A 26,379-nucleotide genomic window follows, 5' to 3' on the forward strand; every position below is an offset into this window, starting at 1 on the left:
GGCTATAACCCTTCGTGGCCTTTCACGACAACGGACCCTGCATGAGAGCGTTGAAGATTACCGACCCGTCCTACGAGCTGATGGACGACCACCACGGCAACTCGCTGATCTATCGCGAACATGGTTTCCCCTGCCCGCTGGTGCGCTGGCACAACCACAAGGAATACGAACTGCATCTGATCGTCGCCAGCTCCGGCAAGGTCTTCGTCGGCGACTACGTGGGCAATTTCGGACCGGACAGCCTGTTTCTCACCGGCCCGCACCTGCCGCACAACTGGATCAGTCAGGTCGAGGACGGCGAGGTCGTCGCCAAACGCGACATGCTGGTCAACTTCACGGACGAGATGCTTGAGGCGGGCCACGCTGTCTTCTCCGAGCTACGGACCTTCACGCCGATGCTTGAACGCTCGCGCTACGGCATCGAGTTTCGCTGCCCGCAGACCATCGCCCAGGCACGCCAACTGATGCAGCAGATCGCCGACAGCCGCGGCGCCACCCGCCTCGGCTATTTCCTGATCATGCTCGAGCTGCTTGCCAAGTGCGACGACTACCAGCTGCTCTCCGGCGCCACCTCGGCACAGTTGAGCGACGAGCAGCAGGCCGACCGGACCAACATGGCGGTCAACTACATCTTCGAACACTACATGCGCGAACTGCCCCTGGAGGAAGTCGCCAGCCATCTCGGCATGAAGCCCACCTACTTCTCGCGCTTCTTCAAGCGCGCCACCGGGCGCTGCTACGTCGAGTTCGTCAATAGCCTGCGCATCAGCAAATCCTGCGAACTGCTGCTCGATCAGGACAAGCCGGTCACGGATGTCTGTTTCGAATCGGGTTTCAACAACCTGTCCAATTTCAATCGCCGCTTCCAGCAGCTCAAGGGCATGACCCCGTCGTGCTATCGCCGCCTGATCGAACAACGCCTGACCGAGCAGAACCTGGCCAGCTGATACGCTTACGGCCGGGCAGGTCTAGCGCCCTCTTCCTCGCCCGCTGCCCCACTCGCGTCTTTATGATCGTGGCAAAGCCTCGTTCTTGAGCCTCTACAACAAGTCCGGACGGTGCCGCTGCCGGCAGTCCACCTCGGTCAACCGAGTGCAAAAAAGTATCGAAGCGAGTGCAGTCACGGCTTTGTCGCGCGGCCACTGCCGGCGTTGTAATGCCTGCCAGACGCTCGTAGCGCAGTACGCGGGTAACAACAAAAACAATAAGTGCTTCCAGGCCCCTGATCTGGAAGAGGAGTCCACGAATGAAAGCAATCAACTTGCTGCTCGGTTCCGCCTGCATGGCCACGATTGCGCTGGCCCAGGCTGCCGAAACCCTCACCGTCGCCACCGTCAACAACGCGGACATGATCCGCATGCAGCGCCTCTCCAAGACCTTCGAACAGCAGAATCCCGACATCAAGCTCAACTGGGTGGTGCTCGAAGAGAACGTTCTGCGTCAACGCCTGACCACCGACATCGCCACCCAGGGCGGCCAGTTCGACGTACTCACCATCGGCATGTATGAAGCCTCACTTTGGGGCGACAAGGGCTGGCTGGCGCCGATGAAGGATCTGCCAGAAGGCTACGATCTGGACGACGTATTTCCTTCAGTACGCGAAGGCCTGTCGGTAGACGGGACGCTGTACGCCCTGCCGTTCTACGCCGAAAGCTCGATGACCTACTACCGCACTGACCTGTTCGAGCAGGCCGGTCTGGACATGCCCGAACATCCCACCTGGACGCAAATGGCCGGGTTCGCCGAAAAGCTGCACAAGCCCGGCGAAGACCAGTACGGCATGTGCCTGCGCGGCAAGGCCGGCTGGGGTGAGAACATGGCACTGGTGACCACAGTCGCCAACTCATTCGGCGCACGCTGGTTCGATGAGAAGTGGCAACCCGAGTTCGATGGCCCGGAGTGGACCAAGGCCGCCAACTTCTATGTGGATCTGCTGAGCAAGTACGGCCCGCCCGGCGCTTCCAGTAACGGCTTCAACGAGAACCTGGCCCTGTTCAACAGCGGCAAGTGCGCCATGTGGGTCGACGCAACGGTAGCGGGCTCGTTCGTCACCGATACATCGCAAAGCAAGGTCGCCGACAAAGTGGGCTTCACCTTCGCTCCGCAGGAAGAGACCGATAAAGGCTCGGCCTGGTTGTACTCTTGGGCACTGGCGATCCCTACTAGCTCGCAGCAGAAAGAAGCCGCCAAGCTCTTCACTGCCTGGGCAACATCGAAGGACTACGCCAAGCTCGTTGCCGAAACAGATGGCGTTACCAACGTGCCACCGGGTACTCGTGAGTCCACCTACAGCGACGAGTACATGGCCGCTGCACCCTTTGCCAAAATCACACTGGAATCGCTGAAGCAGGCCAATCCCGCCTCGCCTTCCGCTAAACCCGTGCCCTACGTGGGCATCCAGCTGGTGACCATTCCGGAATTCCAGGCTATCGGCACTCAGGTCGGCAAGATGTTCTCCGCGGCGCTTACCGGACAGATGCCAGTCGAGCAGATGCTGACCGCTGTGCAGCAGTCGACCACGCGCGAGATGAAGCGCGCCGGCTATCCCAAGTAAGCGCCCCAAGCAGGCATCGTCCCTTCCTAATCGAAGGTGAACACCGGAAAGGGCTCGCCCGAGCCCTCATGGCCTTCTTTCAGCCGGAGCACACCCATGGCCACCTCATCCACAGCCTTGCCCAAGGCGTCTGTCACCGACACGGCAAGCGAGCCGAGCGAGCGAAAGCCGCGCCGCTTTGGCCCCAGCTGGTTCCTCGTCAGCCCGTCCGTTGCGCTGTTGCTGCTGTGGATGCTGGTTCCGTTGTCGATGACCGTCTACTTCTCGGTGATTCGCTACAACCTGCTCTATCCCGGCGACAACGATTTCGTCGGACTGGAGAATTTCCACTACTTCCTGACCGATGCCGGTTTCATACCGGGCATGACCAACACACTGATCCTGGTGGGCAGCGTGTTGCTGATCAGCGTCGTGCTCGGGGTATTGATCTCCGCGCTGCTGGAGGCGGCTGACTTCGCTGGGCGCGGGATTGTACGCGTGCTTCTGATCTCGCCGTTCTTCATCATGCCGACCGTCAGCGCGCTGGTCTGGAAGAACCTGATCTACCACCCCGTCTCGGGAATTCTCGCGGCCGTCTGGAAGTTCTTCGGGGCGCAGCCGGTGGACTGGCTGGCCCAGCATCCACTCGCCTCGATCGTGATCATCGTGTCATGGCAATGGTTGCCCTTCGCGATACTGATCCTGATGACGGCCATGCAGTCCCTCGATCAGGAGCAGAAAGAAGCCGCCCGCCTGGATGGCGCTGGCCCCATCGCGATCTTCTGGCACCTCACCCTGCCACATCTGGCCCGCCCGATCGCCGTAGTAGTGATGATTGAAACCATCTTTTTGCTCTCTGTCTTCGCCGAGATCTTCACCACCACCAGCGGTGGTCCCGGCTATGCGTCAACCAACCTTGCGTACCTGATCTACACCCAGGCACTGCTTCAATTCGACGTCGGCATGGCATCGGCCGGCGGCTTGATCGCGGTAGTCATCGCCAACATCGCGGCGATCATCCTGGTGCGGATGCTCGGCAAGAATCTCACCGAAAAATACTGAGGACAGACCGATGCTGACGCTCAAACAAAGTCGCCGCCTCAATACCCTGGTAGTCGGGCTGTTCGCCTGGGCCGTGGCGCTGCTGCTGTTCTTCCCGATCTTCTGGATGCTGCTGACCAGCCTGAAGACCGAGATCGACGCCTTCGCCACACCGCCGCAGTTCATCTTCACGCCGACGCTGGAGAACTACCTGCAGATTCAGGACCGCAGCGGCTACTTCAAGTACGCATGGAACTCGGTGACCATCTCCTTCGGCGCCACTGCCCTAGGCATGTTGATTGCGATACCTGCGGCCTACTCGATGGCCTTCTACGAGACCAAGCGCACCAAGGGCACGCTGTTGTGGATGCTCTCGACCAAGATGCTGCCGCCGGTGGGCGTACTGGTGCCGATCTACCTGCTGGCCAAACAGTTCGGCATGCTGGACAGCCGCGCAGTGCTGATCATCATCTACACGCTGATCAACCTGCCGATTCTGGTGTGGATGATCTACACCTACTTCAAGGACATCCCGCGCGACATCCTCGAAGCGGCGCGTATGGACGGTGCCACGCTGATGCAGGAAATGGTTCGCGTGCTGCTGCCGATCAGCAAGGGCGGGCTGGCCTCGACCATGCTGCTGTCGCTGATCTTGTGCTGGAACGAGGCCTTCTGGTCGCTGAACCTGACGTCCTCCAATGCTGCCCCGCTGACCGCCTTGATCGCGTCCTACTCCAGCCCTGAGGGGCTGTTCTGGGCCAAGCTTTCGGCCGTTTCCACCCTCGCCTGCGCCCCCATTCTGATATTCGGCTGGATCAGCCAGAAGCAGCTAGTCCGCGGCCTGTCGTTCGGCGCCGTGAAATAACGCCGCTGAGCTGAGAAGAACAATAGAGGATTCGAACATGGCAGACCTGAAGATCCACAACCTGAAGAAAGGCTTCGACGGCAACGAGATCATCAAGGGCATCGACCTGGACATCCGCGACCGCGAATTCGTCGTCTTCGTCGGCCCCTCCGGCTGTGGCAAGTCCACTCTGCTGCGCCTGATCGCCGGGCTCGAGGAGGTCAGCAGCGGGCGGATCGAACTGGACGGGCGCGACATCACCGATGTCAGCCCGGCCAAACGCGACCTGGCCATGGTTTTCCAGACCTACGCGCTCTATCCGCACATGACGGTGCGCAAGAACATGTCCTTCGCCCTGGATCTCGCCGGCGCGGACAAACAGGAAGTAGCGCGCAAGATCGAGGCAGCCGCCCGCACCCTGGAGCTGGAACCGCTGCTCGAACGCAAGCCGCGACAACTGTCCGGCGGCCAGCGCCAGCGTGTCGCCATTGGCCGCGCTATCGTGCGTAACCCCAAGGTCTTCCTGTTCGACGAGCCGCTGTCCAACCTCGATGCCGCGCTGCGCGTGCAGATGCGTCTGGAGCTGTCGCGCCTGCACCAGGAGCTGCAGGCGACGATGATCTACGTGACCCATGATCAGGTTGAGGCCATGACGCTGGCTGACAAAGTGGTGGTGCTCAACGGTGGGCGCATCGAGCAGGTCGGCTCGCCGATGGAGCTCTACCACAACCCTGCCAACCTGTTCGTCGCGGGCTTCCTCGGCACGCCAAAGATGGGCTTCTTGAAGGGCCGCATCAGCCAGGTCGACGCCACTGGATGCGAAGTGGAACTGGATGCAGGCTGCCGGCTGTATCTGCCGCGCAGCGGCCCATCACTCGCAGTGGGGGACGTCGTCACCCTGGGTATCCGCCCCGAGCATCTCAACCGCAGCACCGATGGCAACTGTCAGCTTGAGGTTAAAGCAGACGTCAGCGAACGACTGGGCAGCGACACTTACTGCCATGTCATCACTCAGGCGAACGAGCCGTTGACCATGCGCATCCGCGGCGATTTCACGCCTCGTTATGGCGAATCACTGAAGCTGACTCTCGATGCCGCGCATTGCCACCTGTTCGACGGCGATGGGCTGGCCGTCGGCCAATCTCTGCAACAGGCCGCTTGACGGGTAACCCGTCACGATTCAATCCCGGCGAATTGCTGCTGCCTACGGCGGCGATGACGCCGTAGGCTTTTCGAAACTTAGCCCAGCGAGGCCTGACATGAAGTTGAAGCAACAGAATCTGCCACAGCTGCCGGCCCACATTTCACGCCCGGCCTACGCGATAGACGAGGTTACGGCCGGCATCGCGCACATAGGGGTTGGCGGATTTCATCGCGCTCACCAGGCAGCATATACCGATGCCCTCATGAACACCGGCGAGGGGCTGGAATGGGGCATCTGCGGCATCGGCACGCGCGCCGAGGAACGCTCCATGCGCGACGCGCTGGCCGCGCAGGACTATCTCTACACCCTGGTCGAGCTCGACGACCGGCCTGACACCGAGGTCCGGCTGATCGGCAGCATTCGCGGCATGCTGCTGGTGGACGAGGATGGTTCCGAGGCGGTGGTTGCCCGCCTGGCCGATCCGGCGATTCGCATCGTCTCGCTGACCATCACCGAGGGCGGCTATTGCCTGGACGACAGCACCGGCCAGTTCAATGCGCAACTGCCCCAGATTCAACATGACCTGCAGCACCCGCGCAGCCCGGTCAGCGTGTTCGGCCTGCTCTGCGCGGCGCTGGCCAAGCGCCGCGGCGACGGCGTCGGACCCTTCACGGTGATGTCCTGCGACAACCTCCCCCACAACGGCGACGTGACCCGCAAGGCCACGCTGGCCTTCGCCGGCCTGGTCGACCCCGACCTGGCCCGCTGGATCGAGCGCAACGTCAGCTTCCCCAACGCCATGGTCGACCGCATCACGCCCATGACCAGCACGGCGCATCGCCAGGACCTAAAGCATCAGCACGGCCTCGATGACGCCTGGCCGGTAGTCTGCGAACCCTTCGTGCAATGGGTACTGGAAGACCGCTTCGTCGCCGGCCGGCCGGCCTGGGAAAAGGTCGGCGTGCAGTTCACCGACGACGTTTCGCCCTACGAGGAGATGAAGATCAAGCTGCTCAATGGCAGCCACCTCGCGTTGACGTACCTGGGCTTTCTGCGCGGGTATCGCTTCGTCCACGAAACCATGGCCGATCCGCTGTTCGTCGAGTACATCCGCCGCTACATGGACGAGGACGTCACGCCACAGCTGGCTCCCGTGCCGGGGATCGACCTCACGCAGTACAAACGAACCCTGATCGAGCGATTCTCCAATTGCGCCATCGCTGATCAGCTGGAGCGCGTCTGCTCCGACGGCTCCTCGAAGTTTCCCAAGTTCACCGTGCCGACCATCAACCGCCTGATCGCCGATAACGCCGCCCTGGACCGGGCCGCCCTGGTGGTCGCCGCCTGGGCGCTGTATCTGCGGGGAGTAGATGAAAACGGCGTGCCGTACCGCATCCCCGATCCGCGCGCGGACTTCTGCCAATCCCTTGTCGCGGAGGACGACGGCCTCGCCGAACGCCTGCTCGACCGCGAGGAGATCTTCGGCACGCAGATTCCGCGTTCGCTCGCCTTCCGCGAAGCCTTCGAGCGCAACCTGCTGCGGCTGCGCACGCTGGGGGTCAGCGGCACCCTTGATCTGTTGCTGACGCAGTGAGGGACCCGGCATGTTTCTCGGAATCGATTGTGGCACCCAGGGCACCAAGGCGCTGTTGCTCGACGCCAATAACGAGCGCGTGCTCGGCCAGGGCTCGGCCGGCCACGATTTGATCAGCGGGCCCAATGGCCGACGCGAGCAGGACACCGAGCAGTGGACCGCCGCCTTCGCCAGTGCTACCGCCGCGGCACTGGCCGAGGCCGGAGTCGACGGCGATGCCGTGCTGGGCATTGGTGTGTCCGGGCAGCAGCATGGCTTGGTTACGCTCGATGCCGCGGGCCGCGTGTTGCGCCCGGCCAAGCTCTGGTGCGACACGGAGTCGACTACGGAGAATCAGCGCCTGCTCGACTGGCTAGGCGGTGAACAGGGTTCGCTGCAGCGCCTCGGTATCGTCATCGCGCCGGGCTACACGGTTTCCAAGCTGCTGTGGATGAAGGAGCAGCACCCCGCGCTGTTCGCACGCATCGCCCATATCCTGCCGCCCCACGACTACCTCAACTACTGGCTGACCGGACGGTGCGCGAGCGAATACGGCGATGCCTCCGGCACCGGCTATTTCGACGTGCGCGCGCGGCAATGGGCACCCGAGATCCTGCGGCATGTCGACCCCAGCGGCCGCCTGGAGGCGGCGCTGCCGGAGCTGATCGAACCCCATCAGCCGGTCGGCCGGCTACGCCCCGAACTTGCCGTCCGGCTGGGCCTGAACTCCCAGGCCATCGTGGCGAGCGGCGGTGGTGACAACATGATGGGCGCAATCGGCACCGACAACATCCGCCCCGGCGCGATCACCATGAGCCTGGGCACATCCGGCACGCTCTACGCCTTTTCCGGCGAACCCCGTATCAGCCCACAGCCGGCGGTGGCCACCTTCTGCTCGTCCAGCGGGGGCTGGCTGCCGCTGATCTGCACCATGAACCTGACCAATGCCAACGCGGCGATGCGCGGCCTGCTGGAGCTGGATCTGGAGGCGTTCAACGCGCTGGTGGCGCAGGCGCCGATCGGCTGCGAAGGCGTCACGATGCTGCCGTTTCTCAACGGCGAGCGCGTCCCCGCCCTGCCCCAGGCCAGCGCCAGCCTGCACGGCCTGACAGCCGACAATATGAGCCGCGCCAACCTCTGCCGCGCGGTGCTCGAAGGCGTGACCTTCGGTCTGCGCTACGGGCTGGACCTGCTGCGCGAAAGCGGTATTCGCAGCGAGCGGATTCAGCTCATCGGTGGCGGCGCGAAGAATCCGTTGTGGCGGCAGATCGTCGCCGACATGATGGCGACGCCGGTGGTCTGTACCCGCCATAGCGAAGCCGCGGCACTGGGTAGCGCGATCCAGGCAGCGTGGTGCCATGCCAGGCAGCGTGATCCCGCGGCGAGCCTCGCCGAGCTGTGCCAGCGCTGTGTCAGCCTTGACGAGACCACGGCGGTCGCGCCTGACACCGCCGCGGTTCTGGCCTACGAGCAGGCCTATCGGCGCTATCGACAACTGGTGGCCAGCATCTACGGTCAGCAGACGCCACCGGACCTGACGCCGGTCGCCTCCTGAGGCGCAGCGCTCGATTGGCAGGCAAATAGCTCATAAAAAAAGGCAAAGCCACGGCGTGTGGCTTTGCCTTTGGTCCTGCGCGCCTGGGACGACGCCTCAGCGGCTGCGCAGCGCCTCGCGCGGCACGTACTTGCCCAGCTCGTGACGAGCAATGGCCACCCGATGCACCTCGTCCGGGCCATCGGCCAGGCGCAGCGTGCGCTGCATCGCCCACCAATGCGCCAGCGGGAAGTCCTCGGAAACACCAGCGCCGCCGTGAATCTGGATGGCGCGATCGATGACCTTCAGCGCCACGTTGGGTGCGACCACCTTGATCTGGGCGATCTCGCTGGCGGCGATCTTGTTGCCTACGGTGTCCATCATGTATGCCGCGTTCAGCGTCAGCAGGCGCGCCATGTTGATCTCGATGCGGCACTCGGCGATGTAATCGAAGTTGGCACCCAGCCGGGCCAGCGGCTTGCCGAAGGCGGTGCGGCTGACGGCGCGTTCGCACATCAGCTTCAGTGCACGTTCAGCAACGCCGATAGAGCGCATGCAGTGGTGGATGCGGCCTGGGCCAAGACGACCCTGGGCGATCTCGAAGCCGCGGCCTTCACCGAGGATGACGTTCTCGTACGGTACCCGCACGTTTTCCAGCAACACTTCCGCGTGGCCGTGCGGCGCGTCGTCGTAGCCGAACACCGGCAGCGGGCGCAGCACCTTGACGCCGGGGGTATCCATCGGCACCAGGATCATCGAGTGCTGGGCATGGCGCGGCGCGTCCGGGTTGGTCAGGCCCATGAAAATCATGATTTTGCAGCGCGGATCGCAGGCACCCGACGTCCACCACTTGCGGCCGTTGATGACCCACTCGTCGCCCTCGCGCACCGCGCGGGCTTCCATGTTGGTGGCGTCGGACGACGCCACGCCCGGCTCGGTCATGCCGAAGGCCGAACGGATTTCGCCGCGCAGCAGCGGTTCCAGCCACTCGCGCTTCTGCGCCTCGCTGCCGTAGCGCACCAGCACTTCCATGTTGCCGGTATCCGGCGCCGAGCAGTTGAACGCTTCCGGGCCGAGGCCCGAGCTACCCATGATTTCGGCCAGCGGCGCGTATTCGGTGTTCGTCAGGCCGGCGCCCAGTTCCGATTCCGGCAGAAACAGGTTCCACAGCCCCTCTGCCTTGGCCTTGGCCTTGAGCTCCTCGACAATGGCGGTCGGCTGCCAGCGATCACCCTCGGCGACCTGCTGGTGGAACACCTTTTCGGCGGGATAGACGTGAGCATCCATGAACGCTTGCACGCGCTCTCTCAGCTCTTGAACCTTCGGGGAGTAGGCGAAATTCATGGGCGACAACCTTCTGGCAGGTAATGTTTTGTAGTTTTGAATGCTAGAGGACGCCTGGTGATTTATCTAAGCTATTTTCCTCGTGTATAAACATTCATCACCGATATATGATCGGCGAATTCCGATACACGCCGGAGAGCACAACAATGAACCTGAACAAGGTCGATCTGAATCTATTCATCGTCTTCGACGCCATCTACACCGAAGCGAACCTGACACGCGCCGGGCAGATCGTCGGCATCACCCAGCCCGCGGTTTCCAACGCCCTCGCCCGCCTGCGCGAAACCTTCAACGATCCGCTGTTCGTGCGCACCGCGCAGGGCATGGTGCCGACGCCGATGGCGCAGAACATCATCGGCCCGGTGCGTAATGCGCTGCAGCTGTTACGGGTTTCGGTGCAGGAAAGCCGGACCTTCAGCCCGGCGCAGGCGAACAAGACCTTCCGCATCAGCATGACTGACCTCACCGAGGCGGTGATGCTGCCGCCGCTGTTCCAGCGCCTACGTCGCCTTGCACCGAACGTGAAGATCGAGAGCATGCTGGCCAAGCGCCGCGAAACCACCAAGGAACTGGCCGCTGGCCGCCTGGACTTCGCCATGGATGCGCCGCTCAACACCGATCCACAGGTGCGTCACGTCAAGCTGCTGGAAGATCGCTACATCTGCGCCATGCGCCGCGGCCACCCGCTAGCCAAGGACAAGCTGACCCTGGAGCAGTACCTGTCGCTGTCGCACATCCATATTTCCAGCCGCCGCAGCGGGCTCGGTCTGGTGGATCTGGCACTGGGCAAGATGGGTCTGCAGCGCAAGATCGCCCTGCGCTCACAGCACTACCTGATGGCGACCCAGGTGATCGACCAGACCGACATGGCGGTGACCGTTCCCGAGCGTTTCGCCCGGCGCCACAACCTGCATCAGGTCGATCTGCCGGTGGACATCATGCCGCTGGAAACCCACATCTATTGGCATGAAAGCACCGATCAGGACCCGGCCAACCGCTGGATGCGCGAGCAGATGATCGAGATCGCCCAGCAGGTCACCGCGCAGCAGGATCTTTGACGCGCTGGCGGGTGAAAGCCCGCCTCAGGCGCTGTCGCGCATCACCACTTCGAAACCCACGTCGATACAACGCTCGGCAGGCTGCTGACCTCGCATCAGGCTCAGCAGCATCTGCGCCGCCAGCTCGCCGATCTCGCCACGCCGGGTGCGCACCGTGCTCAGCGCCGGATGCATCCAGGCCGCCGCCGGCAGGTCGTTGAAACCGGCGATTGCCAGCCGCCCCGGCACTTCGAGTCCCAGCTGATGGGCGCGAAACAGCGCCCCGAGGGCCAGGTCGTCGTTGTTGAAGAACACTGCGTCGATCTGCGAGTGCTGCGCCAGCAGCCGATCCAGCAGCTCCGCGCCAAGCCCAATGGACGACAGCTGCGGTGTCAGCAGCTCCAGAGTTGGCTCATAGCGACCCGCCTGGCGCATGGCCTGACGGTAGCCTTCGGCGCGTTGCAGGGTCCGAGGGTCGAGCTGCGCCGCGGCGAAGGCGACGTGACGGTAGCCGCGCTCGAGCAAGGTGCGGGTCATGGCCACGCCGGCTTCCAGTTGCGAGAAGCCTACGCAGTAGTCGTCCGGCCGCTCGCTCAGCTCCATCAGCGTAACCATCGGTGCGGTGTAGTTGGCCAGCACTGCACGCGCGGCATCGCTGCGCTCGAACCCGGTGATCAGCAGGCCAGCCGGCTGATGGGCCAGATAGGCGCGCAGCAATCGCTCGTCCTCTTCGGGGCGATAGTGGCTGACGCCGATCATCATTTCGTAGCCCGCCGGCATCAGCACGCGCTGGATGGCCTCGACGGTGTCGACGAACACCGCGTTGGACAGCGAGGGGATGATCACCGCCACCAGATTGGAACGCGAACTGGCCAGGCTGCGCGCCGCGGGATGCGGCACGTAGCCGAGCGCCTTTACCGCCTGCTCGACACGCTCACGCAATGCATCGGAAACGAGATCAGGTTGCGACAGCGCGCGGGATGCCGACATCAGCGAGCAGCCGGCGCTACGTGCGACATCCGAGAGGGTTATCCGCTCGGCAGAGCGGCGACGGCGTGTGGTCATGATCAATCCAGCATCTGAAGGCGGCGAATTCTATCAGCGGTATGGAAGGCAGCGCCCTACTGGGACGCTTTCTCCACTTCGGCCTGCACCTGGTCGAACAGCTCCTGGCCGACCGCGTCGATCACCGTCTGGATCGCCGGCTGCGCCCTCTCGCGCATGCGCTGGATCTCGTCCACGCTCACCTCATTGATCTGCATGCCACGCTCTTTCAACGTCGCCAATGCCTGGCTGGCCTCGCGGCGGGTGTCTTCACGCTCGGCATCGCGCGCCTTTTCCGCGGCTTTCATGAGGATGTCCTGCTCGGTCGCGGACAGCCCATCCCACCAGCGCTTGGAAACCGTGACGATCCAGGGGCTGTATACGTGATTGGTCACGCTCAGATACTTCTGCACCTCATAGAACTTGGACGAGAGGATGGTGTTGAACGGGTTTTCCTGGCCATCGACTGCCTTGGTTTCCAGTGCGGTGAACAGCTCGGAGAACGGCAGCGGCACCGCGTTGGCGCCCATGCGCTTGAAGGTGTCGATGAACACCGGATTGGGCATCACGCGCAGCTTGATTCCGTTGAAGTCTTCGTACTTTTCGATCGGCCGGGCGCTATTGGTCACGTTGCGAAACCCATTTTCCCAGTACACCAGCCCAACCAGGCCTTTCTCCTCGAGCTTGTCCATCACCTGCCGGCCCACGGGGCCGTCCAGTACCTGATCGGCCTGGCGCGGATCGGTAAACAGGAACGGCGTATCCCACACCGCCATCTCCTTGCTGATGCCGACCAGCGTCGCGGTCGAGCCGACCATCATCTCCTGCGCGCCGCCGATCAGCGCGTTCTGCATCTGGTCGTCCGAACCGAGGCTGGCGGAGGCGAAGGTGCGCACCTTCAGCTTGCCGCCGGAGGCCTTGGCCACTTGCTCAGCCAGCAGCTTGGCCGCCCTGCCCTGGTTGCTGTCTTCGTTGAGGCCGTAACCGAAGCGGATCATGCGTGGGCGGATGTCGTCCGCCGCCTGCGCGTAACCGAGGCTGAGTGTGCTGCCGAGCACGGCGGCGGCCAGGGTGCTGATGAGAAGTCGTTTCATGTCGCGTTACCTTCTTGTTGTTGGACGTTGGGTTGTTGAGCGCTTGGTTGCACGACCGGCGTTACCGCAGCCAGGCCAGGGGTACGGTGATGATCGAGGGCACGGCGATAAGCAACCCGACGATCACCAGATATATAAGGAAGAACGGCATGACGCCACGCACCAGGGTTTCCATGCGCAGTCGGCCGATGCCGCCGACCACGTTGAGCACGGTGCCCACCGGCGGTGTGATAAGTCCGATGGAGCCGATCAGCACGAACATCACGCCGAAGTACACCGGGTCGATGCCGGCCTTGATCGCGATCGGCGCCAGCACCGGGCCGAGGATCAGGATGGTCGGCGTCAGGTCCAGCACCATGCCGACGGCGATCATCAGCAGCATGATGGCGACCATCAGCAGTTTCGGGTCCTGCGCCAGCGGGCCGAGCATCGCCGCGATCTCGTCGGGCAGCTGCGCCAAGGTGATCATGTACGCCGACACGGTTGCGGCGGCGCAGAGGAACATCACCGAAGCCGTGGTGCGGCTGGCACGGGTCAGCACCTCAACCAGTCCGGCCCAGTTCAGCTCGCGATACAGCAGGGTCGAAACGGCCAGGGCGTAGACGGCGGCGACCACCGCCGCTTCGGTCGGGGTGAACAGACCGCCACGCAGCCCGCCGACGATGATCACCGGCAGCATCAGCGCGGCAGCACCGTCGACCAGCACGCGGCGGCGCTCTGCAGTGCTGGCCTTTTCCTGCTTCGGTTCGTCGATCCGCCGGGCGATCAGCGTCCAGGCCACGATCAGGCCCATGCCCATGATCAGCCCCGGCACCATGCCGGCGAGAAACAGCTGGCTGATCGAAGTGCCAGTGACCACGCCGTAGATCACGAACGGCATCGACGGCGGAATGATCGGCGCGATGATCCCGCCCGCCGCTACCAGGCCCGATGAGGAACTCAACGGGTAGCCGCGCTCACGCATCATTGGCAGCAGCAGCGTCGCCAGCGCGGCGGTATCGGCCAATGCCGAGCCGGACATGCTGGCCAGCAGCACCGAAGCGGCAATCGCCACGTAACCCAGGCCGCCACGCTTGTGGCCGAAATAGGCCTGCGCCATGGCGATGATGCGCCGCGAGATGCCGCCGGCATTCATCAGTTCGCCGGCCAGGATGAAGAACGGCACCGCCAGCAGCGGGAAGCTGTCAGCGCCGGCCTGAAGATTCTGAGCCAGCAGCTGCACGTCCCAGAAATCCAGGTACCACATCAGCACCGAGCCCGTGAGCAGCAGCGCGAAGGCGATGGGCATGCCAAGGGTCATGAAGCCCAGCAGCGATGAAAGGAAGACGACGACGGTCATACAAGGTCCTCGGTTGGGCAGTGCCCGTATTGTTCTGAATGCGGCGTCGCTTCAGTCCGCGGTGACATTCGCAGCGGCGGTGGCCGATGGCTGATCGCGCCGCCAGACATTGACCAGCTGCACCAGCGCCAGTACCGCCAGCGCGACCATGCTGGCGGCCACGGGCAACATCGCCAGGCCCAGCGGATAACCGACTACCGGGCTGTTGATGGTCCAGCCGAACTGCATCTGGTTCCAGCCACCCCAGGCCGCCAGGCAGCTCGCAGCTGCCACCAGCAGCCAGCTGACGGAGTCGACGACGCGGCGGAACAGCCGCGGGAAACGGTCGCGCAGCATGGAGAAACTCATCAGCTCGCCGCGGCGCATGCTCGAAGCGACGCCGACAAACACCAGCCAGACGAACGCCAGCCGCGACAGCTCCTCAGCGCCGGTCCAACCAGTGCCGAAGGCGTAACGCAGCACCACGCTGGAGAACACCACGATGACCATGAAGGCCATCAGCGCGGCCATCAGCCAGTCGGTCAGACGGTCGAAGTGTTGCGCGACCGTGCCGCTGTAGATCGGCTCGTTGGTCAAAGGCGGCGCCGTGGTAGCGCTATCAAACGGACGCGAAGAAAGATCGACCCGGGTTTCGATCAGCTCATCCAGACCGGCGCCCTGCATCCAATCGACGATCTGGCGCAGAACGACTTCGCGGGGCTGGCTGGCATCCACGGTCAATACACCGGGTTCGCCCTCGGGTGATTCGAGGGTGGCGAATTGGCTGTCGACCAGGGAAATCGGCATGAAATGCCCCGCCCTGCCACCGACTCGCTGTATGGCGGTTTCGTAATCGATGGCCAGATGGGCGAAACGCAGCTCCGGGACCGCGCTGCGCAGCAACTCCCGGTAGCTGCGCTTGAGCGCCGAGCAAGCCAGCACGAAGCCGCGGCCCGCCGCCAGGGTGCGTTGCATTTCGGCGATCAGCGCGTGCAGCCACTCCACGCGATCGGCGTCGGACAGCGGCGTGCCGGCACGCATGCGCGCCACGTTCTCTGCCGGATGAAAGTTGTCCGCTTCGATATGCGGCAGGCCGAGCGCATCGGCGACGGCGTGGCTGGTGTCCGTCTTGCCGGAACCGCTGACGCCCATGACGACCAGAACCGGAAGCGCGGAAGCCTTTGAGGTATGCACTGAAGGCATGCGAGGAATCCATTGTTTTGCTTGTTTGGCTGGATGTTAGCGCTATCACACATCACGATAGAACTACCGCTCGTCGACCATACGGTCACGAAACGGCTGTTTTGGCACGGCATTGCGGTCGACTTTCGCGGCGGCACGACTACAATCGCGCCCCTGTGCAATCGAGGACACGAGCATGCCCAAAGCCATGTGCCGCCACATTCTGGTCAAGACCGAGGCCGAAGCTGCGCAGCTGAAAAAGCGCATCGCCAATGGCGAAGCATTTGACGTGCTGGCGCGCAAGTACTCGACCTGCCCGTCCGGCAAGAAGTGTGGCGACCTCGGTGAAGTGCGGCCTGGGCAGATGGTGCGCAGCATCGATCAGGTGATTTTCAAGAAGCCGCTGCGCGACGTGCACGGCCCGATAAAGAGCCAGTTCGGCTACCACCTGGTGCAGGTGTTCTACCGCGACTGAGCTGGCGCTTAGCCAAAGCGTTGCAGCTGCATCTCGCGCAGGCGACTTAGCGTGCGGCGGAACGGGAATGCCAGATAGCCCTCGGTATACAGCTCGTCCAGTGCCACGTCGGCTTCGATATAGAGCGGAATCCGCCGGTCGTAGCACTCGTCCACCAGCGCGATGAAGCGGCGCACGGCATCATCCCGCGCGGCGAGCCTGGGCAACTGGCGATCACCCGCCACCACCCGCGCGGCTCCATCCTCGGTGCCACGGGCAATGCGCCCATCGCGCTGCGTGCCGCCGAGCTCGGGCACGTCACCAATGAGGATCGCCGTGAAACGGTCGCACAGCTCGATGAAGTCCAACGCCGAGAACGGCTGTTCGCACAGATCGGCGAAGCGGCACCAGAGCACCGATTCGCTACGCCGCACGACGTCGAGCTGGCGGCGGCTGAGCGCCAATGGCTCGGTGCTGACCGCTCCATCGGCCAGCGCCTCGAACGTCGCGGCTAACGCAGTGGCGCCGTCGAACGGGGCGATCCAGTAGCGCTGCAGCGCAGCGCCGGGACGCAGGCGGTGATCGGCGCCACCATCCACATCCACCACATGCATGTGTTGCACAATGGCATCGATGGCCGGCAGAAAACGCTCACGATTGAAGCCGTCGGCGTACAGCTGCTCTGGCGGCTGGTTGGAGGTAGCGACGATCACCACGCCGTGCTCGAAGAGCACCTGGAACAGGCGTCCCAGGATGATTGCGTCACCGATGTCACCGACGAACAGCTCGTCGAAGCAGAGCACGCGAATCTCTTGTGAAAGTTCTCTGGCCAGGGCCTGCAACGGATCGGCCATGCCGTTGAGCTGGAACAGCCGGATATGCACCCAGCGCATGAAATGGTGGAAATGCTGCCGCCGCGAAGTAACCGTCAGGCTTGCGTGAAACAGATCCATCAGCCAGGTCTTGCCACGCCCGACCGGTCCCCATAGGTAGACGCCGAGAGGCAGGTCCGCACCTGAAACAAGCGCCTCATGACAGGCCTGAAGCCGTGCAACGGCGCGCTGTTGAGCCGCATCGGGCACGAAACCGTCTTGCGTAATGGCCTGCTGATAACGTTCAAGGGGCGAGTCGACGTGCATGATCGTCCGGCGCAAAAGCCGCCATGGTAGCGCGCGACCGCTCAGTTGTGCCCATCCTGCAGCAGTCGCTCGGCCTGGGCGTCGAGCTGCTCCAGCAGCATCGCCTGCGCCGGCAACAGTTGCTCGTGAACACGGGTCAACGCATAGACCGGCACGCTGATGGCCGGCTCGAGCAGACGGGTCTGCACCTCGCCGCCAGTGGCCGCCAGCGCGGTGAACGGATCGACCAGCGCCACGCCCTGCCCCGCAGACACCAGCTGCCGCGCCAGCTGATAGGTCTGCACCCAGGTAACGACGCGCGGCGGCGGATCGAGCTCCTCGATGTGCCCGCGCAACAGGCTGCCCAGTGCATCGCGGGCGTCGATGCCGATCAGCGCTTTACCCGCCAAGGCCTGCAGGCGCAGCGGGCGGTGCAGTTCATCCGGCTGCCACCAGCCAGGCGGCGCGATCACGTGCATGCGTCCCTCGGACAATAGCCGGCTGCTCAGTCCTGGATGCTCCACCGCCTGTGACGTCAGCCCGAGATCGGCTTCACGCAGCAACAGCGCTTCGACGATTTCCGCCGTGTGCTGCGTCGCGAGCTGACAGACCGTACGTGGAAATCGCTCGCGCCAGGTGCGCAACGCCTGTGGCAGCAGCGCCTGAGCCAGCGCCGGCGTGCAGATCAGGCGCAACGCGCACTCCTCGCCCCGGCCGAGGCTGTCTGCAAGCCGCCGCAGATTCTGCAGGTCGATGGCCAGGCGTTCGGTCTGCTGCTGCAGCACCCGCGCCTCGGCAGTGGGCTGCAGCTTGCCGCGCACCCGGTCGAACAGCGCAAAGCCCAGTTGCTGCTCGGCATGCTTGAGAATCTTGCTCGCCGCCGGCTGGGAGATATGCAGCAGCTCGGCCGCGGCCGTCAGGCTGCCGGTTTGCAGGATCGCCTGGAACAGTTCGATATGACGCAGCCGCATGCATGTCCCCCCTTCAGTCAATCGAGCATAACCGCAGGTTATGGGAACGCTCCATCCTTTCATTGGCCGCCTCGCTTGCACGCGACCTAGGCTGCGCTGATCGAGTCGGAGGAGCAGTTGCATGCGGGTAGCAGTCATCGGCGCAGGCGTTATCGGACTTGCCACCGCCTATTCACTGGTGCGCCAGGGGCACAGTGTCGAGCTGATCGAGGGGCGCGACGATGTCGCCCTGGAGACCAGCTTCGCCAATGGCGGGCAGCTCAGCTATCGCTACGTTTCGCCGCTGGCCGATGCCGGCGTGCCGCTGCAGGCGATTGGCTGGATGCTGCGCGGAGCCGATGCCCCGTTGCGTTTCCGACCGCAGGCGAGCCTGCATCAGTGGCGCTGGTGCCTGCAGTTCCTGCTAGCGTGCCGGCGTTCGGTCAACCAGCGCAACGCGGCTCACTTGCTGCGGCTCGCCCTGCACAGCCAGCAGATCCTGCGCAGCTGGCGCGAGCAGGACCAGCTGGACGGCTTCGCCTGGCGCGCCAACGGCAAACTGGTGATCTATCGCGATCAACACAGCCTGCACAAGGGCGCAGCGGCCATCGACGACGAATCAGGGCAGCGGCTGCTGGACGCCGCGCAATGCGTCGACGTCGAGCCGGCGCTGACGCCGTTGGCGTCATCGCTGCACGGCGGCATCTATTCGCCCGGCGACGAGGTTGCCGACTGCCATCTGTTCTGCACCGAACTGCTGCGGCGACTGCGGGCATCGCCTGCGTTTCATCTGCATACCGGCCAATCGGTAAGCGCATTGCGCACCGAAGGCAAGCGCGTCCGCGCGGTCATGCTCGGGCGCGATGAAGTCGCCATCGACCATCTGGTAGTGGCGGCCGGCACCGGCAGCGTCGGGCTGCTTCGGCCACTGGGTATCGACCTGCCGATCTACCCGCTCAAGGGCTACAGCCTGACCGTTGCGCTGGCCGACCAGGACCGCGTGCCGCAAACCAACGTCACCGACTACGACAACAAGGTCGTCTACGCCCGCCTCGATGACCAGCTGCGCGTCGCGGCGATGGTGGATATCGCTGGCTGGGATGCCGGGCTAGACCAGCAGCGCATCGCCACCCTGCAACGTCTGGCTAGTGCGACCTTCCCCGGTGCCGGCGACTACCAACGCGCGCGGCAATGGGCAGGCCTGCGCCCGGCGACGCCCCAAGGTACGCCGCTGATCGGCCGCAGCGGATTCGACAATCTCTGGCTCAACGTCGGCCACGGCAGCCTCGGCTTCACCCTGGCCTGTGGCAGCGCCGACCTGCTCGCCAGCGTAATCGGCGGATCACCACCCGCTGTCTCCCTGGACGGCTTGAGCCTGCCCGCCTGACCACTCAAAGAGGAAACCGATATGCCCGTTCAACGCATCGAGAGCAATCCGCGAATGTCCGCCGCAGTCGTTCATGCAGACCTTGTGTTCCTCGCCGGCCAGGTGCCGGACGACCGCAGCCTGGATGCCGCAGGACAGAGCCGCGAGGTGCTGGCGAAGATCGACCGGCTGCTGGCCGCCGCCGGCTCCAGTCGCGAAAACCTGCTCAGCGCGCAGATCTGGCTGAAGGACATCGACGCCGACTTCGCCGCCATGAACGAGGTCTGGAGCGACTGGCTGCCAGCAGGCTGCGCACCGGCACGGGCGACGGTACAGGCGCGCCTGGCCTCCCCCGAGGTGCTGGTCGAGATCATGGTGATCGCTGCGCGCGCCTGACCACAGCGGTCTATCGTTCCTGCGCCGCCGACACCGCAGTGCAACTACCCAAAATACGAACAAAAGAGGGAACCGCAATGAACCATCAGATCCGTAACGGCCTGTTCGGCATCACCCTGGCCGGCGTGCTCGCCAGCGCCTTGGCGAGCACCAGCGTGCTGGCGCAGGAGCGCTTCGTCACCATCGGCACCGGAGGGCAGACCGGCGTGTATTACACCGCCGGCCAGTCGGTGTGCCGCTTCCTCAATCGTGCCGAGGTGAAGCCCGCCATCAAATGCAACGCACCCTCGACCGCGGGCAGCGTGACCAACATCGTGTCGTTGCACAAAGGCGAGTACGACTTCGGCTTCATCCAGTCCGACCATCAGCACAAGGCGCTGCAGGGCCTGGCGCCCTTCGACAAGGAAGGCGCCGTCGAACTGCGCGCCGTGTTCTCATTGCAGTCGGAGATTCTCACCGTGGTCGTTCGCAACGACAGCGGCATCACCGATCTGGCCGGACTCGAAGGCAAGCGGGTAAACATCGGCGTGCCCGGCTCGGGCAGTCGCGACACTTTCGAGGAGGTCATGCAGGCCAAGGGCTGGACGAACGCCAGCTTCGCCCTGGCCGCGGAACTCAAACCGGCGGAAATGGCTTCCGCCCTGGGTGACAACAACCTGGACGCCATCACCTATGTGGTCGGCCATCCGAGCGGTGCGATCCAGGAAGCCTTGACCAATGTGAAGGCCAGGATCATTCCCGTGCAGGGCGCCGAGATCGACAACCTGCTAGCCAAGGCCGATTACTACAGCGCAGTGGAAATTCCCGCCGGGCTCTATCCGGGCGTGGACGGCGCCATTCCGTCGATCGGCGGCAAGGCCGTGCTGGCGACCACCAGCAAGACCGACCCGGAGGTCGTCTACCAGCTGGTCAAGTCGGTGTTCGACAACCTCGACCGGTTCAAGCGCCTGCATCCGGCCTTTGCCGATCTCAAAGCCGAAGACATGATTCGCGTCGGACTGACTGCGCCACTGCACGAGGGCGCCGAGCGTTATTACAAGGAGAAAGGTTGGCTGTAGGACAACGAGATCAGCGGGCGACAGCGCCCGCTGAGTACAGGCTCAGAGTTCCACGGACAGGCTAACACTCAGGTTGCGCGGCTCACCCGGCATGACCCAGACGTTGCTGTAGGAGCGCTCGTAGTAGGTCCGGTCGAAGGCGTTGTTCAGGTTCACGCCGAGGGTCAGCTTTTGCGTCGCCTTGTAGCGCGCCAGCAGATCCACGGTGGTGTACGACGGCAACTCGAAGTCGCTATCGGCCTGCCCTGCCCGATCACCCACGTAGTTCACCGCGCCGCCAAGGGAGAGCCCACTGAGATCGCCATCGACGAATTCGTAGGTGGTCAGCAGGCTGCCGCTATGGCGTGGCACGTTGAGCAGCCGGCTGCCGCTGGCCAGGGTGTTGTCGCGGGTCACCTCGGCATCCACATAGGCATAGCCACCGATCACGCGAATCGCGTCGGTCAGCTGTCCTGCCAGCTGCAGGTCAATCCCGCGGCTGCGCACCTCACCGGCGGCGATCTGAAAGCCGCTGTTCGCCGGATCGCTGGCCAGCACGTTTTCCTTGGTCAGATGGAACGCTGCGGCGGTGAGCCCCAAACGGCCGTCGAACAGGTCGAGCTTGACCCCAGCCTCATAACCCACGCCCTCTTCCGGGTCGAAAGTTCCGCCGCTGAAGTCCGCGCCATTGTTCGGCTTGAACGACTGCGAGGCGTTGGCGAACAGCCCGACCTCCGGTATCAGCTGATAGAGCACACCGACACGCGGCGTGACCTTTTCATGAGTCTGCTCGGTGCGCCGGCCAGCAACCTCATTGTCCAGACGTTGCTCGTAGTGGTCATAGCGGGCGCCGATGACCCCGAAGAGCTTGTCGGTAAAGCGCATCTGATCCTGCAGATTCAGCGCCCGGCTATGCACCAGCTCGTTACGGTCAACCGTACGCGCCGGGTTGAATGCCGGACGTGGCGCACCGTAGACCGGGTTGTAGAGATCGATGGTGCGCAGGTTGTTGGAGCGCAGCATGAACTCGCTCAGGGCGTAACGCTCGTACTCGGTGCCGATCAACAGCTGATGCTCGATCGAGCCGGTATCGAAACGCCCGCGCAGCTCCAGTTGGGTGATCGCGTCCTGCCAGTCGTAGTCGCGATAGCGCAGGTTGCGTGTCAGCGTGCGGCCGTCTGCTGCGACCGCTGCCGCTTCGGTCGCGTAGCCATCCATCCGGCCCTGCTTGTAGTGGCTGGCCAGGCGCAGCGTCCAGACTTCGTTGAGGTCGTGTTCGAGTTCGGCCTGCAGCGTTTCGTTGTCGTTGCTGATCGGCCCATCCGAGGGTTCGCCATAGAACGCTGAGCGGGACACCTTGCCCAGGTCGCCACCGGGCGCGACCACGCCGCGATCGAAGGTCTGGCGGTTGCGCACCACCTCTGCCTGCACCAGCAGCCGCGTATCAGGGCTCAGCTCCCAGCTGAAGGACGGCGCGACGAACTGGCGCTCAGCCTCGCGATGATCGCGGAAGCTATTGCCATCTTCGATGGCGATGTTCATGCGATAGAGCATGTTGCCGTCTTCATCGAGCGGCGTGTTCACGTCCAGCGCAGTGCGATAGCGATCCCAGCGACCGGCGCTGAGATCGAGACGGGCAAAGCTGTCCAGCTGCGGGCGCTTGCTGACGATATTGATCGTGCCGCCCGGATCACCGCGTCCGTAAAGGCTGGCCGAAGGCCCCTTGAGCACTTCGACCCGCTCGATATTGGAAGCGTCCGGTGGGTTCATGAAGCCGCGGTTGACGCTGAAACCGTCCTTGTAGAACTCTCCGGTGGTCAGCCCGCGCACGCTGTACTCGTACATGGTCAGGCCACCGAAGTCGTTCTGCCTGGCGACACCGCCGGCGAAGTCCAGCGCCTTCTCAACGCGCGGGCTGTCCAGATCCTGCAGCACGGATGCTGGAACGACGCTGATCGACTGGGGTATTTCCTCGATGGGTGTGTCGGTTTTCGTCGCGCTGCGCGTGCGTTTGGCGCGGTAGCCCTGAACCGGTCCATCGGCGCGTTCCTGATCTGCCGTGATGGTGACGGAGTCCAGTACCGCCGCTTCCTGTGCCCCTGCCAGCGGTACGCCAACCAACATCAGCGCCGTTCCGGCACCCACCCACCTCAATACTGCACTTGCGTTATTCATGCTAAAACTCAAACACCGATGTTATATCGTAACAATGCTGTAGGTTTAGCAAGCGAGTGTCAATGGAACGATTCGTATATGCGCTTGAACCAACGGGTTGGCGATCAAGAATCTGGTAAGCAGTTGGCGTGCGCGTGAAAGCCTGGACTAACGCCAGGCTGCCCCTACAGGTTCATTGGCCCGGCATCAGCATTTCGGGCACCTCGCGCCCGGCGACGAACAACTCGTCGACCAACCGTGTCACCTCCGCCTCGTTGCGAACCCGGTACCACTTGCCGGCCGGATAGACGCTCAGCGTCGGGCCCTGATCGCAGGGGAACTGGCACTGCGTCCGGGTGATGTGGACGCCACCGGCGCATTCGAGCTTGCCGGCGGCCTTGAGCTTTTCCCTTAGCCCCTTCCACAGCGGCAAGGCACCGCGACGTGTGCAGCGCGGGCCATTGCATAGCAGCACGCGGTGCTCATGCAGGGGAATCTTCGACCAGGCGTGCACATCCGGAAGCGGTGCGACGTCGGTGCACGGCAGGTGCAACTCCGGTCGGTCGATCAAGGCGCAGGCCGCTTCGACGGGCAGCGCCTCGGCGGTGCCAATTGCACTGGCCACGAAGATTTGCTCAGCGCCTTCGAGCTGCACGAGTTCGCTACGCAGCCAGTCAAGATGAGCGCTGCTCGATTGCGGCTCGAGGTCGATCACCAAGAGTGGCCGACCGCTTTCACTGACCGCATTCCACAGCGGTTCGTAGCCTGAGCCTGTATCGATCACGTCCCGCAGCGCTTGTTCGTCGCGCAAAGCAGCCAGACGTGCACGGAATACTTCGGCGAACGAGCCTTCAGACAGGTCGGGACCGACGAACAAGACGCGGGCGTAGGGTGAATCAGCGGTAGTCATTGGCTCTCTCCTTAGCGGCGCGCAGCATAGCAGCGACGGGCGAAGGCGAGCGATCAGGCGCTGGAATCGACGCCGACGGTTTTGAGCGCCGAAAACAGTTCATCACGGCGTGCGAATTCCCGGCTCACCGCCGGTAGCAACGGGCGACGCAGGAGCAGGACCGGCAGGCCCCGCTCACGAGCCACCTGCAGTTTGGGTTCGGTGGAGTCGCCGCCGCTGTTCTTGCTGACGAGCACATCGCAATTCAGCCGGTCGAACAGCTGCCGCTCGGCCTCAAGGTCGAACGGACCGCGGTCGCCGATAATTTCGGCTCGGTCAGCCGATGCCTGTGCGTCCAGGCAACGAACTGTCCAGTGTTGGTGTTCAGGAATTTCGTGCAGGTGCGCCAGCGGCTCGCGGCCGAGCGTGAAAAACGGTCGCTGGAAATCGCCCAGGGCGCCGATCAGCTCAGCCCAGTCGTTCACCTCGTGCCAATTGTCCCCCTCGCCTGCTTGCCAGGCCGGGCGGCGTAACGCCCAGCATGGAATTCCCGCCTGTTCCGCCGCGATTGCTGCATTGGCGCTGATCTGCGCCGCGTAGGGGTGCGTGGCATCGACCAGCAGCTCGATACGTTCCGCCGCGATGAAGGCAGCCAGCCCCTGCGCACCGCCAAAACCGCCTACGCGGACCTGGCACTGGAGGTCGCCGGGCACGCGTCCCAGACCGGCCAGACTGTAAACATGCGAGGAGCCAAGGCCGCGAGCAAGACGCAAGGCATCGCCCGTGCCGCCGAGCAGGAGGATGCGGGTCATCGCGGCTTCTCGACCTGCAACAGCGTGATCGGCAACGCTCCACGCCAGGTATCGAAACCGCCCAGCGGCTGCGCATGCGCCACGGATATCCTCGTCAGCTCGCCGCCGATGCGTTCACGCCAGCTCATCAGCAGCGCCTCGCTCTGCAAGGTCACCGCATTGGCCAGCAACCGCCCGCCCGGTTTAAGGCTGGCCCAGCATTGCTCCATGACACCCGGAACCGTAACGCCGCCGCCAATGAAGATCGCGTCCGGCTCGGGGAGGCCTGCCAGTGCCTCAGGCGCCCGGCCTGCCACCAGACGCAATGCTGGAACGCCCAGCGCGTCGCGGTTGTGTTCGATATGGGCCTGACGCCCGGCATCGGCCTCCACCGCGATCGTCCGGCAACTGGCATGCGCACGCATCCATTCGATGCCAATGGAACCGCAACCGGCGCCGACGTCCCACAGCAGTTCGCCGGGCATGGGTGCGAGCCGAGCCAAGGTCAGCGCGCGGACGTCCCGCTTGGTCAGTTGGCCGTCGTGTCTATAGAGCTGATCGGCAAGACCGGGTGTGAGCGGCAGGCGCTGGGCATTCGAGTCCGCTACGCATTCAACAGCCAACAGATTCAGATCGGCAATCACATCGAATGACCAGTCCGCTGCAAGGGAATCCAGCCGCCGTTCCCTGGCGCCGCCCAGATGCTCAAGCGCGGTCAGACGGCTCGCACCAAAGCCCCGGCTCGTCAACAATTGCGCCACCTGAGTGGGGCTGGTTCCGTCGTTGCTGAGGATCAGCAGCCGCACACCAGGAGATATTTTGGCGCTCAGTGCCGCGAGCGGTCTGGCAACCAGGGATACCACCTCCGTTTCCTGCAGCGCCCAGCCAAGACGTGCCGCGCCCAACGAGACTGACGACGGCGCTGAGAACACCCGCATCTCCTGTGCATCCAACTGCCGCGCGAGCGTGGCGCCAATGCCATAGAACATGGGGTCTCCACTTGCCAGCACGCATAAAGGCGAGCCGCGACTTGAAAGCACCGGTTCCAGGCTGAACGGCTTCGGCCAGCACTCTCCCAGGCCCTGCAAGTGATCGGGCAACAGCGCCAGCTGCCGATCACCGCCGATGATGCGTGTTGCCTCACCGAGAGCCTGCCGAGCCGCTTCGCCGAGCCCGGCCCAGCCGTCTTCGCCGATCCCCACCACCGTCAACCAGGGCGTCATCCCGCCTCTCCATCACAATGCCAAGCCTTCGTCGGGACAGGCTTGGCTGTCGCGTCGTCCGGCAAAGCGGGCATAATAGCGCCTTCGTCGGTGCCCGCCGCGACCACGCCACGGGCCTAAGAGGGAATACGGAGCGATCTGATGATCGTGACCGAGCTGCCCCCGCAACTGTAAACAGCGAATCCTCCGCACACACGCCACTGGGAAACCGGGAAGGCCGCGGACGATGAAGACCTGTCAGCCAGGAGACCTGCCGACGACGCTGGTCGCGAGTGCCAACATCGGGCGGGGTGTACCGATGCCAACTGAGTTC

At 63.9% G+C, this 26,379-nt stretch carries 23 protein-coding genes and 1 riboswitch; of the genes, 12 read left to right on the plus strand and 11 right to left on the minus strand.

All coding sequences use genetic code 11. From position 1 onward, the window contains the following. Positions 1 to 41 precede the first annotated feature (41 nt). The 7 genes from AAEZ08_RS02370 to xylB all read left to right on the plus strand — a co-directional run bounded on the left by AAEZ08_RS02370 (position 42) and on the right by xylB (position 8,690). Positions 42 to 947, plus strand: coding sequence for an AraC family transcriptional regulator (locus tag AAEZ08_RS02370; protein WP_500123630.1), 906 nt, complete (start codon positions 42 to 44; stop codon positions 945 to 947). A 299-nt stretch (positions 948 to 1,246) separates the two neighbouring features. After that, positions 1,247 to 2,554: an ABC transporter substrate-binding protein gene (locus AAEZ08_RS02375; protein ID WP_500123631.1), complete on the plus strand. Its 1,308-nt coding sequence runs from the start codon at positions 1,247 to 1,249 to the stop codon at positions 2,552 to 2,554. Between the two features lie 231 nt (positions 2,555 to 2,785). Then, entirely contained in the window at positions 2,786 to 3,595 is an 810-nt protein-coding gene (locus AAEZ08_RS02380; protein WP_500123688.1) for a carbohydrate ABC transporter permease, read from the plus strand. 10 nt (positions 3,596 to 3,605) lie between these two features. After that, positions 3,606 to 4,439, plus strand: coding sequence for a carbohydrate ABC transporter permease (locus AAEZ08_RS02385; protein ID WP_228208877.1), 834 nt, complete (start codon positions 3,606 to 3,608; stop codon positions 4,437 to 4,439). 37 nt (positions 4,440 to 4,476) lie between these two features. Continuing rightward, a complete protein-coding gene (locus AAEZ08_RS02390; RefSeq protein ID WP_500123632.1) occupies positions 4,477 to 5,580 on the plus strand; it encodes an ABC transporter ATP-binding protein in 1,104 nt (367 codons plus the stop codon). 97 nt (positions 5,581 to 5,677) lie between these two features. After that, positions 5,678 to 7,156, plus strand: coding sequence for a mannitol dehydrogenase family protein (locus AAEZ08_RS02395; protein ID WP_500123633.1), 1,479 nt, complete (start codon positions 5,678 to 5,680; stop codon positions 7,154 to 7,156). 10 nt (positions 7,157 to 7,166) lie between these two features. After that, positions 7,167 to 8,690 (plus strand): xylulokinase, encoded by a 1,524-nt coding sequence (gene xylB, locus AAEZ08_RS02400; protein WP_500123634.1) that lies wholly within the window; start codon positions 7,167 to 7,169, stop codon positions 8,688 to 8,690. A gap of 96 nt (positions 8,691 to 8,786) precedes the next feature. Here the strand turns inward: xylB and AAEZ08_RS02405 are convergent, their stop codons facing one another. Further along, the gene (locus AAEZ08_RS02405; protein ID WP_015276946.1) at positions 8,787 to 10,013 is read right to left on the minus strand and encodes an acyl-CoA dehydrogenase; all 1,227 of its coding nucleotides are present in this window, start codon (positions 10,011 to 10,013) and stop codon (positions 8,787 to 8,789) included. 146 nt (positions 10,014 to 10,159) lie between these two features. On the opposite strand from AAEZ08_RS02405, the gene AAEZ08_RS02410 reads away from it, so the two are divergent. Continuing rightward, positions 10,160 to 11,071, plus strand: a complete 912-nt coding sequence (locus AAEZ08_RS02410; RefSeq protein WP_011913327.1) for a LysR family transcriptional regulator — start codon at positions 10,160 to 10,162, stop codon at positions 11,069 to 11,071. A 24-nt stretch (positions 11,072 to 11,095) separates the two neighbouring features. Here AAEZ08_RS02410 and gntR read toward each other — a convergent pair whose 3' ends face one another. The 4 genes from gntR to AAEZ08_RS02430 all read right to left on the minus strand — a co-directional run bounded on the left by gntR (position 11,096) and on the right by AAEZ08_RS02430 (position 15,709). Continuing rightward, complete coding sequence (gntR, locus tag AAEZ08_RS02415; protein ID WP_500123635.1) at positions 11,096 to 12,115, minus strand: HTH-type transcriptional regulator GntR; 1,020 nt, start codon at positions 12,113 to 12,115, stop codon at positions 11,096 to 11,098. Positions 12,116 to 12,171: 56 nt separating this feature from the next. Then, entirely contained in the window at positions 12,172 to 13,188 is a 1,017-nt protein-coding gene (locus AAEZ08_RS02420; RefSeq protein WP_500123636.1) for a TRAP transporter substrate-binding protein, read from the minus strand. A 61-nt stretch (positions 13,189 to 13,249) separates the two neighbouring features. Further along, complete coding sequence (locus AAEZ08_RS02425; protein ID WP_226686650.1) at positions 13,250 to 14,527, minus strand: TRAP transporter large permease; 1,278 nt, start codon at positions 14,525 to 14,527, stop codon at positions 13,250 to 13,252. Positions 14,528 to 14,578: 51 nt separating this feature from the next. Then, on the minus strand, positions 14,579 to 15,709 hold the full coding sequence (locus tag AAEZ08_RS02430) for a gluconokinase, GntK/IdnK-type (RefSeq protein WP_500123637.1): 1,131 nt from the start codon (positions 15,707 to 15,709) through the stop codon (positions 14,579 to 14,581). Positions 15,710 to 15,884: 175 nt separating this feature from the next. Between AAEZ08_RS02430 and AAEZ08_RS02435 the strand changes: the two genes are divergently transcribed. Then, positions 15,885 to 16,163 carry a peptidylprolyl isomerase gene (locus AAEZ08_RS02435; RefSeq protein ID WP_500123638.1) on the plus strand — a complete coding sequence of 93 codons (279 nt, stop codon included), beginning with the start codon at positions 15,885 to 15,887 and terminating at the stop codon, positions 16,161 to 16,163. Between the two features lie 8 nt (positions 16,164 to 16,171). Here AAEZ08_RS02435 and zapE read toward each other — a convergent pair whose 3' ends face one another. Together zapE and AAEZ08_RS02445 are read right to left on the minus strand one after the other, a co-directional pair. Then, positions 16,172 to 17,281: a cell division protein ZapE gene (zapE, locus tag AAEZ08_RS02440; RefSeq protein ID WP_500123639.1), complete on the minus strand. Its 1,110-nt coding sequence runs from the start codon at positions 17,279 to 17,281 to the stop codon at positions 16,172 to 16,174. 41 nt (positions 17,282 to 17,322) lie between these two features. Further along, the gene (locus AAEZ08_RS02445) at positions 17,323 to 18,231 is read right to left on the minus strand and encodes a LysR family transcriptional regulator (RefSeq protein ID WP_500123640.1); all 909 of its coding nucleotides are present in this window, start codon (positions 18,229 to 18,231) and stop codon (positions 17,323 to 17,325) included. Between the two features lie 121 nt (positions 18,232 to 18,352). On the opposite strand from AAEZ08_RS02445, the gene AAEZ08_RS02450 reads away from it, so the two are divergent. From AAEZ08_RS02450 to AAEZ08_RS02460, 3 genes are all read left to right on the plus strand, one after another. Further along, positions 18,353 to 19,597: a D-amino acid dehydrogenase gene (locus AAEZ08_RS02450; protein ID WP_500123641.1), complete on the plus strand. Its 1,245-nt coding sequence runs from the start codon at positions 18,353 to 18,355 to the stop codon at positions 19,595 to 19,597. 21 nt (positions 19,598 to 19,618) lie between these two features. Beyond that, on the plus strand, positions 19,619 to 19,972 hold the full coding sequence (locus tag AAEZ08_RS02455) for a RidA family protein (RefSeq protein ID WP_014820160.1): 354 nt from the start codon (positions 19,619 to 19,621) through the stop codon (positions 19,970 to 19,972). 77 nt (positions 19,973 to 20,049) lie between these two features. After that, positions 20,050 to 21,030, plus strand: coding sequence for a TAXI family TRAP transporter solute-binding subunit (locus tag AAEZ08_RS02460; protein WP_500123642.1), 981 nt, complete (start codon positions 20,050 to 20,052; stop codon positions 21,028 to 21,030). 42 nt (positions 21,031 to 21,072) lie between these two features. On the opposite strand, the gene AAEZ08_RS02465 is transcribed toward AAEZ08_RS02460, so the two are convergent. From AAEZ08_RS02465 to cbiE, 4 genes are all read right to left on the minus strand, one after another. Beyond that, positions 21,073 to 23,184 carry a TonB-dependent siderophore receptor gene (locus AAEZ08_RS02465; RefSeq protein ID WP_500123643.1) on the minus strand — a complete coding sequence of 704 codons (2,112 nt, stop codon included), beginning with the start codon at positions 23,182 to 23,184 and terminating at the stop codon, positions 21,073 to 21,075. Between the two features lie 172 nt (positions 23,185 to 23,356). Next, entirely contained in the window at positions 23,357 to 24,073 is a 717-nt protein-coding gene (locus AAEZ08_RS02470) for a (2Fe-2S) ferredoxin domain-containing protein (RefSeq protein ID WP_003284472.1), read from the minus strand. A gap of 53 nt (positions 24,074 to 24,126) precedes the next feature. After that, positions 24,127 to 24,864 (minus strand): cobalt-precorrin-6A reductase, encoded by a 738-nt coding sequence (locus AAEZ08_RS02475; RefSeq protein ID WP_500123644.1) that lies wholly within the window; start codon positions 24,862 to 24,864, stop codon positions 24,127 to 24,129. Then, a complete protein-coding gene (gene cbiE, locus AAEZ08_RS02480; RefSeq protein WP_500123645.1) occupies positions 24,861 to 26,066 on the minus strand; it encodes a precorrin-6y C5,15-methyltransferase (decarboxylating) subunit CbiE in 1,206 nt (401 codons plus the stop codon). Before cbiE ends, AAEZ08_RS02475 begins: the two co-directional genes overlap by 4 nt. A gap of 71 nt (positions 26,067 to 26,137) precedes the next feature. After that, a riboswitch (cobalamin riboswitch) is annotated at positions 26,138 to 26,338 on the plus strand. Positions 26,339 to 26,379: the final 41 nt, after the last annotated feature.

The organism is Pseudomonas sp. E45-MNA-CIBAN-0222, from assembly GCF_040310405.1.
In the GTDB taxonomy this organism is placed as follows: Bacteria; Pseudomonadota; Gammaproteobacteria; order Pseudomonadales; family Pseudomonadaceae; genus Stutzerimonas; species Stutzerimonas stutzeri_AC.

Coding starts and splice junctions, on each gene's coding strand:
- AAEZ08_RS02445 (WP_500123640.1), bottom strand. CDS start 18,231: ATGCGGCTGCGTCATATCGAACTGTTCCAGGCGATCCTGCAAACCGGC.
- AAEZ08_RS02460 (WP_500123642.1), top strand. CDS start 20,050: ATGAACCATCAGATCCGTAACGGCCTGTTCGGCATCACCCTGGCCGGC.
- AAEZ08_RS02370 (WP_500123630.1), top strand. CDS start 42: ATGAGAGCGTTGAAGATTACCGACCCGTCCTACGAGCTGATGGACGAC.
- cbiE (WP_500123645.1), bottom strand. CDS start 26,066: ATGACGCCCTGGTTGACGGTGGTGGGGATCGGCGAAGACGGCTGGGCC.
- AAEZ08_RS02450 (WP_500123641.1), top strand. CDS start 18,353: ATGCGGGTAGCAGTCATCGGCGCAGGCGTTATCGGACTTGCCACCGCC.
- AAEZ08_RS02390 (WP_500123632.1), top strand. CDS start 4,477: ATGGCAGACCTGAAGATCCACAACCTGAAGAAAGGCTTCGACGGCAAC.
- AAEZ08_RS02420 (WP_500123636.1), bottom strand. CDS start 13,188: ATGAAACGACTTCTCATCAGCACCCTGGCCGCCGCCGTGCTCGGCAGC.
- zapE (WP_500123639.1), bottom strand. CDS start 17,281: ATGCACGTCGACTCGCCCCTTGAACGTTATCAGCAGGCCATTACGCAA.
- gntR (WP_500123635.1), bottom strand. CDS start 12,115: ATGACCACACGCCGTCGCCGCTCTGCCGAGCGGATAACCCTCTCGGAT.
- AAEZ08_RS02410 (WP_011913327.1), top strand. CDS start 10,160: ATGAACCTGAACAAGGTCGATCTGAATCTATTCATCGTCTTCGACGCC.
- AAEZ08_RS02470 (WP_003284472.1), bottom strand. CDS start 24,073: ATGACTACCGCTGATTCACCCTACGCCCGCGTCTTGTTCGTCGGTCCC.
- AAEZ08_RS02405 (WP_015276946.1), bottom strand. CDS start 10,013: ATGAATTTCGCCTACTCCCCGAAGGTTCAAGAGCTGAGAGAGCGCGTG.
- AAEZ08_RS02425 (WP_226686650.1), bottom strand. CDS start 14,527: ATGACCGTCGTCGTCTTCCTTTCATCGCTGCTGGGCTTCATGACCCTT.
- xylB (WP_500123634.1), top strand. CDS start 7,167: ATGTTTCTCGGAATCGATTGTGGCACCCAGGGCACCAAGGCGCTGTTG.
- AAEZ08_RS02475 (WP_500123644.1), bottom strand. CDS start 24,864: ATGACCCGCATCCTCCTGCTCGGCGGCACGGGCGATGCCTTGCGTCTT.
- AAEZ08_RS02465 (WP_500123643.1), bottom strand. CDS start 23,184: ATGAATAACGCAAGTGCAGTATTGAGGTGGGTGGGTGCCGGAACGGCG.
- AAEZ08_RS02375 (WP_500123631.1), top strand. CDS start 1,247: ATGAAAGCAATCAACTTGCTGCTCGGTTCCGCCTGCATGGCCACGATT.
- AAEZ08_RS02385 (WP_228208877.1), top strand. CDS start 3,606: ATGCTGACGCTCAAACAAAGTCGCCGCCTCAATACCCTGGTAGTCGGG.
- AAEZ08_RS02435 (WP_500123638.1), top strand. CDS start 15,885: ATGCCCAAAGCCATGTGCCGCCACATTCTGGTCAAGACCGAGGCCGAA.
- AAEZ08_RS02380 (WP_500123688.1), top strand. CDS start 2,786: ATGCTGGTTCCGTTGTCGATGACCGTCTACTTCTCGGTGATTCGCTAC.
- AAEZ08_RS02395 (WP_500123633.1), top strand. CDS start 5,678: ATGAAGTTGAAGCAACAGAATCTGCCACAGCTGCCGGCCCACATTTCA.
- AAEZ08_RS02430 (WP_500123637.1), bottom strand. CDS start 15,709: ATGCCTTCAGTGCATACCTCAAAGGCTTCCGCGCTTCCGGTTCTGGTC.
- AAEZ08_RS02455 (WP_014820160.1), top strand. CDS start 19,619: ATGCCCGTTCAACGCATCGAGAGCAATCCGCGAATGTCCGCCGCAGTC.